The sequence below is a fragment of the Bradyrhizobium lablabi genome (genome assembly GCF_900141755.1).
Classification (GTDB): Bacteria; Pseudomonadota; Alphaproteobacteria; order Rhizobiales; family Xanthobacteraceae; genus Bradyrhizobium; species Bradyrhizobium lablabi_A.
Map to the genome: position 1 here is coordinate 3,748,973 of NZ_LT670844.1, position 13,944 is coordinate 3,762,916.

Genomic DNA, 13,944 nt, shown 5'->3' on the forward strand with positions numbered 1-13,944 from the left:
TCCGGGCCTGCGCCGGAACATGGTGACGATCTGCGCCATGACCGCGACCATCATGCAGGCGCTGGACACCACCATCGCCAATGTCGCGCTGCCTTATATGCAGGGCACGTTGTCGGCCTCGCAGGACCAGATCAACTGGGTCTTGACCTCCTACATCGTCGCGGCCGCCATTATGACCGCGCCTGTGGGGTGGATCGCCAATCGTTTTGGGCGCAAGCGGATTTTTATCATTTGCTCCGGCGGGTTTACCATCGCTTCCGTGCTCTGCGGGCTGGCGCAGGACATCAACCAGATGGTGCTGTTTCGCCTGCTGCAGGGCATGTTCGGCGCGGCGCTGGTGCCGTTGTCGCAGGCGGTGATGCTCGACTCCTATGCGCTGCACGAGCGCGCCAAGGCGATGTCGATCTGGGGCATGGGCGTGATGATGGGCCCGATCATGGGGCCCTCGCTCGGCGCCTGGCTGACCGAGACCTATTCCTGGCACTGGGTGTTTTTTGTCAACCTCCCGTTCGGCATCTTCACCGTGCTTGGCTTGCTCGTGTTCATGGACGAGACCCGAAAGGATCTCACCATGCGTTTCGATTGGTTCGGCTTTGCGGCGCTCGCGGTCGGCATCGGGTCCTTGCAGATCGCGCTCGACCGCGGCGAGCAGCTCGGCTGGCTGGAATCCAACGAGATCATCGGCGAATTCATCGTCTCGGCCGCAGGTTTCTATTATTTCTTCGCCCATTCGCTCACGACCTCAAAGCCGTTCATCCAGTTCGCGATCTTCAAGGACCGGAATTTTGTCGGTGGCTGCGTGTTCATGGCGGTGATGGGGCTGGTGCTGTTCTCGACCATGGCGGTGTCCTCGCCATTCCTGCAGAACGTGATCGGCTATCCCATCATCACCGCCGGCCTGTTGCTGGCGACGCGCGGCTGCGGCACGTTTGTCGCGATGATGCTGGTCGGGCGATTGATGCGCTATATCGAAGCGCGCACGCTGATCGCCGGCGGCCTGGGCCTGACCTGCTTTTCGCTGTTTTACATGACCGCCTGGACCGATCAGACCAGCGTGCCGGAGATCGTGGTCGTCTCTATCGCGCAAGGGTTCGGGTTCGGCCTGGTGTTCGTGCCGCTGAGCACGGTCGCGTTCCTGACGCTGCCTAATCATCTGCGCACCGACGGCACCTCGATGCTGACCCTGATGCGTAACGTTGCCTCCTCCATCGGGATTTCGGTCGTTATCGCGCAGCTGACTGAAGGCTCGCGGCGGGTCTATGCGGTGCTGTCGGAGCATATCAACCCGTTCAATCATGCGATGCAGATGCCCGACGTGCGCGGCATGATCGACATGAACACCGACGCCGGCCGCGCGCTGGCGGACGTGATGGTCGGTTTGCAGGCGCAGATCATCGCCTTCTCGCAGGACTACCAGATGGTGATGATGTTTACGCTGTGCGTGATCCCCTTGGCAATCATGATCGGCTCGACCAAGGCCGCGCTGCGCAAGCAGGCGCAGGCGACAGAGCATGCGGTGATGGAGTAGCGGGTTGCGGTGCTCTTAACCTCTCCCCGCTCTGCGCGGGGAGAGGTCGAAGCCGAAGCGCAGCGAAGGCATCGGGTGAGGGGCGAGGCACGCTATCAGACGCAGTCTTCTGACCCTAGTGAACTTGGCAGCAGCGTGCCTCGCCCCTCACCCGGATCGCAAGGGCGATCCGACCTCTCCCCGTGAAGAACGGGGAGAGGTTGAAACTCAAATATCGAAAAACACCGTTTCGTTGTCGCCCTGCAGGCGGATGTTGAGACGATAGACCGCGTTGGCGTTGCCGGGTTCACGCGACGCGATCAGGGTAGCGCGGCGATCAGCGGGGACCAGCGCCAGCACGGGATCGGCGGCGTTGGCCGCCTCGCCGTCGAAATAAATCCGCGTATAGAGATGCATCAGCATGCCGCGGCCGAACACCGCGAGCAGGATGTGCGGCGCCTGCGGCTTGCCGTCGGGATCGGGCACCGAGCCGGGTTTGATGGTGTCGAAGGCGTAGTCGCCGTTTCCGTCGGTGCCGCAGCGGCCAAAACCCCGGAATTTCGAATTCGGCAGCGCGCGTTTGTCCTGCGGATCGGCAAAACGGCCCTGCGAATCGGCCTGCCAGATCTCCAGCATGGCATCCGGCACCGGCTGGCCGTCGCCGTCGAACACCCTGCCCTCGACCCGGATGCGTTCGCCCGAGGCGTCGGGGGTGATCAGGTTATTGGTGAAGGCGTCGTTCCAGTCGTATTTGCCGTCCGGCGTCAGCCCATATTTGAAAAACGGTCCGACGGTCTGCGACGGCGTAATCCCTTTTTGCACTACTTGGTCTCCATTGGCGTGGCGCTATGGCCGCGCAGCACGATGTTGAAGCGGTAGCACAGCGCCCATTCCGGCTGGGTGTTTTCCAGATCGAACGAGGACACCATCCGCAGCCGCGCCTTCTCGTCCGGCACCGAATTGAAGATCGGATCAAATTCGAACAAGGGATCGCCCGGGAAATACATCTGCGTTACCAGCCGTGTGATGAAAGCATGGCCGAACACCGAGAAATGAATGTGGGCCGGGCGCCAGGCATTGTGATGATTTCCCCAGGGATAGGCGCCGGGTTTTACCGTCACGAATTTGTAGTAGCCCTCGCTATCGGATTGGGTGCGGCCGGCGCCGGTAAAATTCGGATCGAGCGGCGCCGGATGCTGGTCGCGGACGTGGATATAGCGGCCGCACGCATTGGCCTGCCAGATCTCGAGGAGCGTGTTCGGCACGCCGCGGCCATCTTCGTCGAGCACATGGCCGTGCACGATGATGCGCTCGCCGAGCGGCTCACCTTTGTGCTGGGTGGTGAGATCGTTGTCGTTCTCGCGCACCGTCTCGTGGCCGTAGACCGGTCCGGTCAATTCCGACAGCGTGTGGCGCATCGGGATCAGCGGCTTTTGCGGCGCGCGTTTTATCGAGCTCTTGTAGCCGGGTGACAAAAACGCCGGATTCGCTGCGTTACTGGCGACGGGATAAACAAGGGTCATGGCAATATCCTTACCTCGCCCGGAACCGGGCCGGGCAGCGTCTCCACCCGATCATTATAGTATATAACTAATCCGGAAAAGCCCTGCGGGCGGTTCCGGAGGCGAACATTCAGTTCAGCTTCTCGATCGCCATCGCGACGCCCTGGCCGACGCCGACGCACATCGTCGCCAGCGCGCGTTTTCCGCCGCGCTTCTCCATGCCGTGCACCGCGGTCATCGCGAGCCGGGCGCCGCTCATGCCGAGCGGATGGCCGAGCGCGATGGCGCCGCCATGCGGGTTGACGAAATCGGCATCGTCCTTGACGCCGAGTTGGCGAAGGCAGGCGATGCCCTGCGAAGCAAAGGCCTCATTGAGCTCGATCAAATCGAAATCGCTGATCTTGAAACCCAGCCGCTCCATCAATTTGCGCGTCGCCGGCACCGGCCCGATGCCCATGATGCGCGGCGGCACCGCGGCCGAGGCAAGGCCCAGAATCCGCGCCCGCGGGGTAAGACCGTGCCGCTTCACCGCGGCCTCGGAGGCGAGGATCATCGCGGCGGCGCCGTCATTGACGCCGGAGGCATTGCCGGCCGTCACCGTGCCGGGATTGCGCACGATTGGTTTTAATTTCGACAGGCCCTCGAGGGTGGTTTCGGGGCGGGGATGCTCGTCCTTGTCGACCGTAACGGGTCCGGCCTTGCCGCCGGGCGCCGAGACCGGCGTTATCTCGTCGGCAAAATAACCGGCGGCGATCGCCGCGCCCGCGCGCTGCTGCGAGCGGATCGCGAACGCATCCTGATCAGCGCGCGACACCTGAAACTCCTCGGCGACATTCTCGCCGGTCTCGGGCATCGCATCGACACCATATTGCGCCTTCATCAGCGGATTGATGAAGCGCCAGCCAATGGTGGTATCGAAAATCTCGGCGGAGCGCGAAAACGCCTCGCCCGCCTTGCCCATCACGAACGGCGCGCGCGTCATCGATTCAACCCCGCCGGCAATGGCAAAATCGATCTCGCCGGCGCGGATCGCGCGCCCCGCAGCGCCGACCGCGTCAAGTCCGGAGGCACAGAGGCGGTTGAGCGTCTGGCCGGGAACCGTCTCCGGCAGACCCGCCAGCAACAGCGCCATCCGCGCCACGTTGCGGTTGTCCTCGCCGGCCTGGTTGGCGCAGCCGAAAAAAACCTCGTCGACCGCCGACCAGTCGAGCTTGGGATGGCGCGCCATCAGCGCCTTGATCGGGGCCGCCGCCAGGTCGTCGGCGCGGACTTTGGCGAGCGAGCCGCCGAAGCGGCCGATCGGGGTTCTGACGGCATCGCAAATGAAGACATCGCCCATTGAAACTCTCCCTGAAAGCCGCGTTCCCGCGCTGAATGACCAGATTGATGGCGAGTTTTAGGAGCGCGTCGGCGGCAGGTCAATTGATCGCGGCGCATCCGGCCGCGCATTCGCGTGAGGTCGGTTATGCCCTGGTGTTGTGCAGGGGCCGCGAGAACGTGGAAAACGGGCGCGGCGGCGGCAAAGCGATAGGACCGGGCGCGAAAATTTTGTAGTTTGCGCGCGCGATGACGATCCCGCAATCCTTCCCCCCATCTACCGACGAGGCGCCCGCGGCCGAGATGCCCGCGCGCGTCACGCCGATGATGGAACAGTACCTCGAAATAAAAGCCGCCAATCCCGGCCTGCTGCTGTTCTATCGGATGGGCGATTTTTACGAGCTGTTCTTCGAGGATGCCGAGATTGCCTCCAAGGCGCTCGGCATCGTGCTGACCAAGCGCGGCAAGCATCAGGGCATGGATATCCCGATGTGCGGCGTGCCGGTGGAACGCTCCGATGACTATCTGCATCGCCTGATCGAGGCAGGGCATCGCGTCGCAGTCTGCGAACAGACCGAGGACCCGGCAGCGGCGCGCGCCCGCGGCAACAAGAGCGTGGTGCGCCGCGACGTGGTGCGGCTGGTGACGCCGGGCACGCTGACCGAAGACACGCTGCTCGATGCGCGGGCCAATAATTATCTGCTGGCGATCGCGAGGGCGCGGGCATCGTCCGGCGGCGACCGCATCGGGCTGGCCTGGATCGATATCTCCACCTCCGAATTCATCGTTACGGAATGTGCGACCGGCGAACTCGCGGCGACGCTGTCGCGCATCAATCCCAATGAGGCCATCGTCACTGACGCGCTGTACGGCGATGCTGATTTGGGGCCGCTGCTGCGCGAATTGCCGGCGGTGACGCCTTTGACCCGCGATGTCTTTGACAGCGCCACCGCCGAACGACGGCTGTGCGATTATTTTGCCGTGGCCACCATGGACGGCCTCAGCGCGATGTCGCGATTGGAGGCGACTGCCGCGGCGGCGGCCGTCACCTATATCGACCGCACGCAGGTCGGAAAACGTCCGCCGCTGTCGCCGCCGTCGCGGGAAGCCAGCGGCACCACCATGGCGATCGACCCGGCGACCCGCGCCAATCTCGAACTGACGCGGACGCTTGCCGGCGAACGGCACGGCTCGCTGCTCGATGCCATCGACTGCACCGTGACGCCTGCCGGCTCGCGGCTTCTCGCGCAACGGCTGGCCGCGCCGCTCACCGACAGCGCGGGAATCGCGCGGCGGCTGGATGCGATCGCAGCCTTCGTGGCCGATAGCGCCGTGCGCGACGATATCAGGGCCACGCTGCGGGCTGCGCCCGACATGTCGCGCGCGCTGGCGCGCTTGTCGGTCGGGCGCGGCGGCCCGCGCGACCTCGCAGGTCTTCGCGACGGCATTTTTGCGGCCGATGCCGCGCTGGCGCAGCTTCAGCGCCTTGACGATCCACCGGCCGAGATCGCCGCGGTGATGGACGCGCTGCGCCGTCCCCCGCGCGATCTGGCGCGCGAATTCGAGCGCGCGCTCGCCGAACAGCTTCCCCTGATCAAGCGCGACGGTGGTTTTGTTCGTGAAGGCTATGAGCCAGCGCTCGACGAAACCCGCAATCTGCGCGACGCCTCGCGCCTGGTCGTAGCCTCCATGCAGGCGCGCTACGCCGACGCGACCTCCATCAAAGGCCTGAAAATCCGGCACAACAATGTGCTCGGCTATTTCGTCGAGGTGACCGCGCAGCACGGCGACAAATTGATGGCGCCGCCCTTGAACGCGACCTTCATCCATCGCCAGACGCTGGCCGGCCAGGTCCGATTCACCACTGCCGAACTCGGCGAGATCGAAGCCAAGATTGCCAACGCCGGCGACCGCGCGCTTGGGCTCGAGCTCGAAATCTTCGAGCGGCTGTGCGCGCTTGCTATCGTCGCGAGCGAAGATCTGCGCGCCGCAGCCCACGCGTTTGCCATTCTCGACGTCGCGACCGCGCTGGCAAAACTCGCCGTCGACGACAATTACGTGCGGCCCGAGGTGGACACCTCGCTCGGCTTTGCCATCGAAGCCGGCCGACATCCGGTGGTCGAGCAGGCGCTGAAGCGCGACGGCCAGCCGTTCATTGCCAATGCCTGCAATCTGTCGCCGGTACCCCCACCCTACCCTCCCCCGCAAGCGGGGGAGGGTAGGGTGGGGGCCGGCCAGATATGGCTGATCACCGGCCCGAATATGGCGGGCAAATCGACCTTCCTGCGCCAGAACGCGCTGATCGCGCTGCTGGCGCAGATCGGCAGCTTCGTGCCGGCGTCGCGGGCGCGGATCGGCATCGTCGACCGATTGTTCTCCCGCGTCGGCGCGGCGGATGATCTGGCGCGCGGGCGTTCCACCTTCATGGTCGAGATGGTGGAGACCGCCGTCATCCTCAATCAGGCCAGCGAGCGCTCGCTGGTCATCCTCGACGAAATCGGCCGGGGCACCGCGACCTTCGACGGATTGTCGATCGCGTGGGCCGCGATCGAGCATCTGCATGAGGCCAATCGCTGCCGGACGCTGTTCGCCACGCATTATCATGAACTCACGGCGCTATCGGCAAAACTGCCGCGATTGTTCAACGCCACCGTCCGGGTCAAGGAGTGGCAGGGCGACGTGGTGTTCTTGCATGAGGTGCTGCCGGGCTCGGCCGATCGCTCGTATGGCATCCAGGTCGCAAAACTCGCAGGGCTGCCTCCGCCGGTGATCGCCCGCGCCAAATCGGTCTTGGCAAAACTGGAAGCCCAGGATCGCGGCCAGACGGCGCGGGCCTTGGCCGACGATCTGCCGTTGTTTGCGGTGCCCTCGCGCGCCGCCGCCGAGCTTGCGCCGCCGAGCGAGGCCGAACAACTCGTGGAAGCCGTGAAGGCGCTGCATCCCGATGAGATGTCGCCGCGCGAGGCGCTGGAAGCGCTCTATGCGCTGAAGGCGAAACTGCCGAAGGGGTAGGACTTCGTAGCTCGGATGGAGCCGACGGGTCGGCGCAAAACCTCTCCACGTCATTGCGAGCAAAGCGACGTGTCCGCCGTAGCTCGAAGAGCGAAGGCGGAAGCAATCCATCTTTGGCGCCGAGAAACAGAAAGCTGGATTGCTTCGTCGCAAGGGCTCCTCGCAATGACGTGGAGGGGTCACGGTTTCAACTTTCAACCGCATCTCATTTGCAGATCTCATTTGCAGACAAACTCTCGCGATCTCGCCGCGCCTTGCGCCCGAGTTTTGCTCTTGATTCCAGCCCTCTCCATTCAGAGGGCGCAGGGAATGCCGGGCGCCCGATGCGCCCGATAGCCGCGTGTGCGGAGGTAGTTGGTAGAAAGCACACGCGTTAGTCAGGTCACACCGGTTACACCCAGCATTCCCCGCGCAATGGTTTTAACGGTTTCCTGCGCGCTCTCCCCGGTGAGCCGGGCTTTCTTGCCACCGTCGCCCCTGAGAAGCTTGCTTCTCAAGAACTTGACGCCAGCGTCGGGGCGTCAGGACCACACGCCTTCTCCGTCCGCTTAGGCGCTGTTCGTCAAAAGCGCCGCCGCGTCCACCGCATCCCGTTCCAACGTCCGTGACGATCGCGAAACGCCCCTCTGAGTGGGACGGGATGGCGGGAGTCTTAGGGGTGATTTGGGCAAATCACGAAGCAGAATATTTTTGCAAACCGGACTGGACGACCCAAATCAGCTTGAGATTGCTCAGCAATTTGGCTTTTTCGCGCAAGGGCCGTGATCGATGCTGAACTCATTGCTGCATCGAGGTTACTTCACGATATCGGCTTGACTGCAGCCTTCACAGGTGAAGTACGGTTTGAGATAACCATCGGGAGCGGATTGCAGCTAGATCGATCGTCGGTGCACTTTAGTTCCGGCTTGAAATCTCATCTGGTCGAGGGTCTCATAGATGAGCGTCAGGGAACATCCTTTTAAATCTATAATTTGTGATGCAGAAGTCGCTCGATGAATGGACCTTTCCGATGGTTTCCGGCTTCTGACGTAGCGCGCGGCACGCGGCACGGTCCCGCCGGCGTTCAGCTCATTAACTGTCGGCGCGACAAAGTGGACATGATATGATCAGGGACATTGGCATTCGGCCGATCATATTCTCCGTCAACTGCTATATCGCGACCATCCTCACGATGTTCATCGCCTTCAGCCTGGACTTGAAGAGTCCGGGCTGGGCCATGACCACGGTCTATCTGACCAGCCAGCCGCTGTCCGGCGCGATGCGGGCCAAGGCCTTTTATCGCGCCATCGGCACGTTCGTCGGCGGCGCCGCCATGGTCGCGATCGTTCCCAATCTGGTGGACGCGCCCGAGCTGACGACGCTTGCGATCATACTTTGGGTGGCGCTCTGCGTTTTCGTTTCGCTGCTCGACCGCACGCCGCGGTCGTATATGTTCGTGCTGTCGGGCTATACCGCGGCCTTGATCGGCTTTCCAAGCGTGCTTGCGCCTGGCACGGTGTTCGACACCGCGGTGTCGCGCGTCGAGGAGATCACGCTCGGCGTCGTCTGCGCCGCCATCGTTCACAGTCTCTTCTTTCCCAAAAGCGCGTTTTCCGCCTTTGAGCAAAAGCTGAGAAGTGCCATTGCGGATACGCGCCGTTGGCTTGCCGATGGCTTGACCCAGCAAGCGACTCCGGAAGCCGAGATGGAGCGGCGCCAGATCGCCGCCGATATCAGCGAGCTTTATTTGCTCGGCACGAGCTTACGCTTCGACACCTCGCCGCATCGACCGGATATCGGCACCATTCGCGCCTTCGACCGCAAGATCGTGGCCCTGTTGCCGCTAGTGAGTGCCATCGAGGATCGTCTGACGCTGCTTCGGCGTATTGGGCCGCTGGACGCAAAGCTGACGCGGGTGCTGGCCGGCGTCTGCGATTGGCTGAAGCCGAAAGCGCCGGGCGACCGACTGCGCGCGGCAGAACTTAAGGAAGCCTGCGTCGCGACGACGCCTACTGTCGGCCCGCAATCGAGCTGGGCGGATCTCGTGACGGTCAATGTCACCGTGCGATTGATCGAGCTGATCGACTCCTGGCAAGCTTGTCTCAGCTTTGCTGCTTATCTGGCCGATCCGAGGCAGACGCCGAGCGCCGACATTCGCGCAGCCGCCGCGCAAATCGGGCCCAAACCGATGCATACCGATCCGGGCATCGCACTGTTATCAGCACTGGCGGCCGCCGTCGCTATGGGCACATGTGCGTTCTTTTGGATCGCGACCGCATGGCCGGAAGGCGCCAGCGCCATTGCCTTTGCCGCCGTGGCCTGCACTTTATTTGCCTCTCTGGACGATCCGACGCCGACCATTCGCAACATTACCCTCCTCTTGGCGTTGTGCATTCCGATTGTATTCGTCTACCAATTCTTTGTGTTGCCGGCGATCGGCGGGTTCGTCTTGCTTTGCGCCGTACTCGCTTTTGTGCTGATTCCTGCCGGCATATTGATGGCGATCCCGGCCTATGCAGCGATCGGTCTGGCGCTCGCCTTGGGTTTCAATGTCGAACTGGGCCTGCAGACGAGCTATACCGCCGATCTTGCGGCCATCGTCAATTCCAACAGCGCTTTTGTGCTCGGCGGCGTCGCGGCGCTGGTCGTGACTCGGCTGTTGCGCGTTATCGGCACGCAGGCCAGCGCGCGGCGCCTGATTCGGGCAACTTATCGCGACCTTGCCGACCTTGCCGCTGGGCGCTCGCATCCGACCCGCGACCAATGGGCCAGCCGCATGTTGGATCGCGTCTCACTGTTGCTGTACCGGCAGCCGCGCTTCGAGCCGCGGCCGCAGCATGAATTCGCCGATGCGCTCGAAGATCTGCGGCTCGGCGTCAATATAATCGAGACGCAATCGATCGCGCCCGCCATGTCGAAGCCAGCGCAAGACGCTTTGGCGGCGATGTTCGCGAGCCTGGCCGCGCATTTCCGTGCCTTGCTGCGCGGCCGTGTGGCGCAGCTTGGCGACGATTTGCTGCAAAAGATCGACATTGCGATCAGCGAAGTGACGGCCTGCACCGCAGCCACGCATGCTTGCGTCGCCGCGGTTGTCGGCCTGCGGCAGACGCTCTATCCTGATGCGCCGCCGTATCGGCCGAGGCAAATAGAGCAGGCTGATGCAGCGCTACCCGGGCAGAGCGAAGCCACCAGCGTTACATGATGGGAGCGTATCGTGATTGGCGAGTTCGATATCTATGGCGTGTACTTTCCGGCTTTCGCGGTCTTTGCCGCAATCGCCTTTTTGCTTCAGGTCGTGATTAAGCGGCTCTTGGATGCCTGTGGTTTCTATCGTTTGGTCTGGCATCGCGCGCTGTTTGATCTCGCGATCTACGTCATTCTGTTTGGCGTTGTCACGGCGGCGGGCGCAAGCATGCTGCCGCTGGCATAAGATCGTGGACGTAAAATCTCGGGTGATGGTGCAATGAAAGACTTTTTCGCCTCTGCCGGCCGCGTGCTACTCACCCTCGTTGTGGTGGTGGTAGCAATTGCCGTCGCCTGGCAGCTCTGGAGCTATTACATGCTCGAGCCGTGGACGCGCGACGGCCGTGTGCGCGCCGACGTGGTCTCGGTCGCCGCCGACGTTTCCGGCCTGATCAGCGACGTCTTTGTTCACGACAACGAAAAGGTGAGCAAAGGCCAGCAGCTGTTCCGTATCGATCAGCGGCGCTTTCAATATGCGCTCGATCAGGCGAAAGCTGATGTCGCGAGCCGACAGGCTACGCTCGACCAGTCCAAGCGCGATCTCGAGCGCGGCAAGAGTCTAACCAGCGCCGCGATTACGGTCCAGCAGGTCGAGCAGAGGCAGCAAGCGGTCGACGTCGATCAAGCTCAACTCGACGCGGCGAACGCGGCGCTTGACGTCGCGAGGCTCAATCTCGAGCGCTCAACGGTCGTGGCGTCAGTCAACGGCATAGTCACCAATTTCGATCTCCTGCCAGGGCGCTACGTCAATGCCGGCGCAGCTGTCTTTGCGCTGATCGATTCCGACACGTTCCGCGTCGAGGGTTATTTCGAGGAAACCAAGCTGCGGCGCATCCGTATCGGCGAAGATGCGACTGTAAAACTGATCGGCGATGCGCGCGTGCTGTCAGGGCACGTCGAGAGCATCGCTTACGGCATCGAGGACCAGAACCGCAGCACCAGCAGCGACCTGTTGGCTTTGGTCAATCCGACTTTCAGCTGGGTGCGCCTGGCGCAGCGCATCCCTGTGCGCATCAAGCTCGACAATGTGCCGCCGGACCTTCTTCTCGTCGCCGGGCGCACCGCCACTGTATCGATCGGGAAGATCAGTTGGTACTGAGAGGGTTAGCTCAGTGTTGTGTTGGCCCATTCTGCTATTGGGCACGTCACCGACGTGACCCAGCGCCCAGCCGACTTCCATTGTTGAGGATAAAGCGATGCGTTGCTGCGCAGCAGCTAAATGACGCGAATGTGCCACAACCGGACCTTCGGACCAGCTTCACTCGGCCAACGCCGCGGACTCTGCAGCCTATGTCTCTCGCAACCAGACCTCACCAACCGAGTGATCGGAACGCTTGCGGAGCACGACATCGGCACGCGTGCGAGTAGGCAGAATGTTCTCACGGAGATTTGCGCGATGATGCTCACGCCACAGCCTGTCCGCGACCTCGCGCGCGTCGCTTGGCGGCAGATTCCTGTAGTGGTGGAAATATGAGGCAGGCTGTTGGAAAGCGGTCCGCTGCAGACTGAGAAAGCGCTCGACGTACCACGACTGGATGTCGGTCTCGTCAGCGTCCAGGTAGATCGAAAAGTCGAAGAAGTCTGAGACGACCATGGGTGCCGTGCCTCGCGCATGCAGTACATTCAGGCCCTCAAACATTAAGATGTCTGGATGCCGAACGACCTGATGCTCCGAAGGTACGATATCCCCGATAAGATGCGAGTACACTGGCAGTTCGAGGTCGACTTTGGCCGCTTTCACCGCCGACAGGAACCGCAACATTCGCCGCAGGTCGTAGCTCTCAGGAAAGCCCTTCCGTCGCATCAGCCCTCGTTCTTCCAGAACCCGATTGGCATGTAGGAACCCGTCAGTAGTAACGAGTTCGACCCGGCGATGGTCCGGCCACCGCGCCAAAAGCGCGCAAAGCACGCGGGCAAACGTGCTCTTGCCAACGGCAACACTGCCCGCCAACGCGACGATATAAGGCGCGCTGTGTGGTGCGCGACCCAGGAATGCACTCTTAACATGCGCAAGGCTGCGCGCCGCGGTGAAATGGAGGTTCAGCAGCCGAGTCAGCGGCAAGTATATGTCGGCGACTTCGGCGGGGGTGATCGGCTCGTTCAGGCCGCGAAGCGCAGAGAGGTCCGCTTCAGAGAGCGTCAGCGGCGTGTTGAAGCGCAACGCTGCCCACTCGCTTCGGCCGAAGGTCGTATATGCCGAAAGCTCCTCGGACTGGCTCATCGGTTCCGTTCTCGGCAGAGGTGGACGCACTCACCAATTTGGCCGCGGTAAATCCATGTTTCTCAGACCCCTATCCGACAGTAACGTACTTTCGCCAGTTGTGGGCTTCCTTGAAGCCGAGCACCTCGCGCGCCTTGCGGTTGGACAGCGGGGCTTCGAATTCGCCGAGCTCACGGGTGATCGGGACTTCGGGGAAGTAGCGCTTGAGCAACTCGCGGGTCGGAACAGTGGCGGTGGCGGTGTCGTTGACCGCGTTGAAGACCTGAAAGCCGAGGCCGTCCTTCTGGATCGCCAGATGCACGATCTCGCCGAGGTCGCGGGCATCGATGTAACCGAAGGCGTTGCGTTTGCGCGACGCCAGATTGGCGAGGAACGCCGGAAACTTGTCGTATTCGTGCGGCTCGATGACATTGGCGATCCGCAAGGCGTAGATGTCGATGCCGTAGCGCATCGCAAATGCCCGCGCGGTCTTTTCATTGACGACCTTGGACAATCCATAGGAATCCATCGGGTCGACGTCATAGTCCTCCTCGAGCGGAAAGCTGTGAAAGTCCTTCGCGCCCTCGGCAAAACAGACACCGTAGGTGGTCTCGCTGGAGGCAATGACGATCTTGCGGACGCCGAGCTTGGCAGCCGCTTCGATGACGTTGTAGGTCGAGATGGTGTTGACGCGGAAGGTCTCGTTATCGGGTTCGATCAACACTCGCGGGATCGCCGCGAAGTGCACCACCGCATCCGGCGGCGACGGCGGCTTGCCGTTGTCGAAACGATCGAAGCCGAAATGGGTGGTCAGGGCGTTGAAGGCCTGGCCGCTGTCGGTCAGATCGGCGATCAGGGTCTTGATGTCGGAATGCTCTGATGGCGCGAGATCGACATTGAGCAGGTCGTAACCCTTGCTCTTCAAATGAGGCAAAGCATGCCGGCCGGCCTTGCCGGTTCCGCCGGTGAATACCACGCGTTTGGCTGTCATGGGCTTCTCGTTCCCTTACTTGATCGAATGACTCGGATGCACGAAGGATACAGCAGACACCTGTATCCAGAAATAGTCGTCGACGAAGGTCGACCCGACACCCACGGCGGAAGGCGCGACCGCGGCCGCGACCACCGGCGCTGCATGCGCTGAAGGCGAGATTGCCGAAGCGGTAGGACTCCTCATCCTGAGG

At 62.4% G+C, this 13,944-nt stretch carries 10 protein-coding genes; 5 read left to right on the top strand and 5 right to left on the bottom strand.

Translation table 11 applies throughout. The annotated features are described in order from the left end of the window. The first annotated feature begins 19 nt into the window (after positions 1-19). A complete protein-coding gene (locus B5526_RS17475) occupies positions 20-1,528 on the top strand; it encodes an MDR family MFS transporter (RefSeq protein ID WP_079539927.1) in 1,509 nt (502 codons plus the stop codon). A gap of 207 nt (positions 1,529-1,735) precedes the next feature. On the opposite strand, the gene pcaG is transcribed toward B5526_RS17475, so the two are convergent. From pcaG to pcaF, 3 genes are all read right to left on the bottom strand, one after another. Next, a complete protein-coding gene (pcaG, locus tag B5526_RS17480) occupies positions 1,736-2,329 on the bottom strand; it encodes a protocatechuate 3,4-dioxygenase subunit alpha (RefSeq protein WP_079539929.1) in 594 nt (197 codons plus the stop codon). Continuing rightward, positions 2,329-3,030, bottom strand: a complete 702-nt coding sequence (pcaH, locus tag B5526_RS17485; protein WP_079539931.1) for a protocatechuate 3,4-dioxygenase subunit beta — start codon at positions 3,028-3,030, stop codon at positions 2,329-2,331. Before pcaH ends, pcaG begins: the two co-directional genes overlap by 1 nt. A 109-nt stretch (positions 3,031-3,139) precedes the next feature. After that, a complete protein-coding gene (gene pcaF, locus B5526_RS17490; protein ID WP_079539934.1) occupies positions 3,140-4,348 on the bottom strand; it encodes a 3-oxoadipyl-CoA thiolase in 1,209 nt (402 codons plus the stop codon). Positions 4,349-4,575: 227 nt separating this feature from the next. Here pcaF and mutS point away from each other — a divergent pair, with 227 nt between their 5' ends. The 4 genes from mutS (at position 4,576) to B5526_RS17515 (ending at position 11,659) form a co-directional block, all read left to right on the top strand. Then, complete coding sequence (gene mutS / locus B5526_RS17500) at positions 4,576-7,338, top strand: DNA mismatch repair protein MutS (protein WP_079539938.1); 2,763 nt, start codon at positions 4,576-4,578, stop codon at positions 7,336-7,338. A 1,102-nt stretch (positions 7,339-8,440) separates the two neighbouring features. After that, positions 8,441-10,519, top strand: coding sequence for an FUSC family protein (locus B5526_RS17505; protein ID WP_079539940.1), 2,079 nt, complete (start codon positions 8,441-8,443; stop codon positions 10,517-10,519). A 12-nt stretch (positions 10,520-10,531) separates the two neighbouring features. Next, a complete protein-coding gene (locus B5526_RS17510) occupies positions 10,532-10,747 on the top strand; it encodes a DUF1656 domain-containing protein (protein ID WP_079539943.1) in 216 nt (71 codons plus the stop codon). A 33-nt stretch (positions 10,748-10,780) separates the two neighbouring features. After that, a complete protein-coding gene (locus B5526_RS17515; RefSeq protein ID WP_079539945.1) occupies positions 10,781-11,659 on the top strand; it encodes an efflux RND transporter periplasmic adaptor subunit in 879 nt (292 codons plus the stop codon). Between the two features lie 189 nt (positions 11,660-11,848). Here B5526_RS17515 and coaA read toward each other — a convergent pair whose 3' ends face one another. Further along, the gene (gene coaA / locus B5526_RS17520) at positions 11,849-12,781 is read right to left on the bottom strand and encodes a type I pantothenate kinase (RefSeq protein ID WP_079539947.1); all 933 of its coding nucleotides are present in this window, start codon (positions 12,779-12,781) and stop codon (positions 11,849-11,851) included. 70 nt (positions 12,782-12,851) lie between these two features. Continuing rightward, entirely contained in the window at positions 12,852-13,751 is a 900-nt protein-coding gene (locus B5526_RS17525) for an NAD-dependent epimerase/dehydratase family protein (RefSeq protein ID WP_079539949.1), read from the bottom strand. Positions 13,752-13,944 lie beyond the last annotated feature (193 nt).

Coding starts and splice junctions, on each gene's coding strand:
- mutS (WP_079539938.1), top strand. CDS start 4,576: ATGACGATCCCGCAATCCTTCCCCCCATCTACCGACGAGGCGCCCGCG.
- pcaH (WP_079539931.1), bottom strand. CDS start 3,030: ATGACCCTTGTTTATCCCGTCGCCAGTAACGCAGCGAATCCGGCGTTT.
- B5526_RS17505 (WP_079539940.1), top strand. CDS start 8,441: ATGATCAGGGACATTGGCATTCGGCCGATCATATTCTCCGTCAACTGC.
- coaA (WP_079539947.1), bottom strand. CDS start 12,781: ATGAGCCAGTCCGAGGAGCTTTCGGCATATACGACCTTCGGCCGAAGC.
- B5526_RS17515 (WP_079539945.1), top strand. CDS start 10,781: ATGAAAGACTTTTTCGCCTCTGCCGGCCGCGTGCTACTCACCCTCGTT.
- B5526_RS17525 (WP_079539949.1), bottom strand. CDS start 13,751: ATGACAGCCAAACGCGTGGTATTCACCGGCGGAACCGGCAAGGCCGGC.
- B5526_RS17475 (WP_079539927.1), top strand. CDS start 20: ATGGTGACGATCTGCGCCATGACCGCGACCATCATGCAGGCGCTGGAC.
- pcaF (WP_079539934.1), bottom strand. CDS start 4,348: ATGGGCGATGTCTTCATTTGCGATGCCGTCAGAACCCCGATCGGCCGC.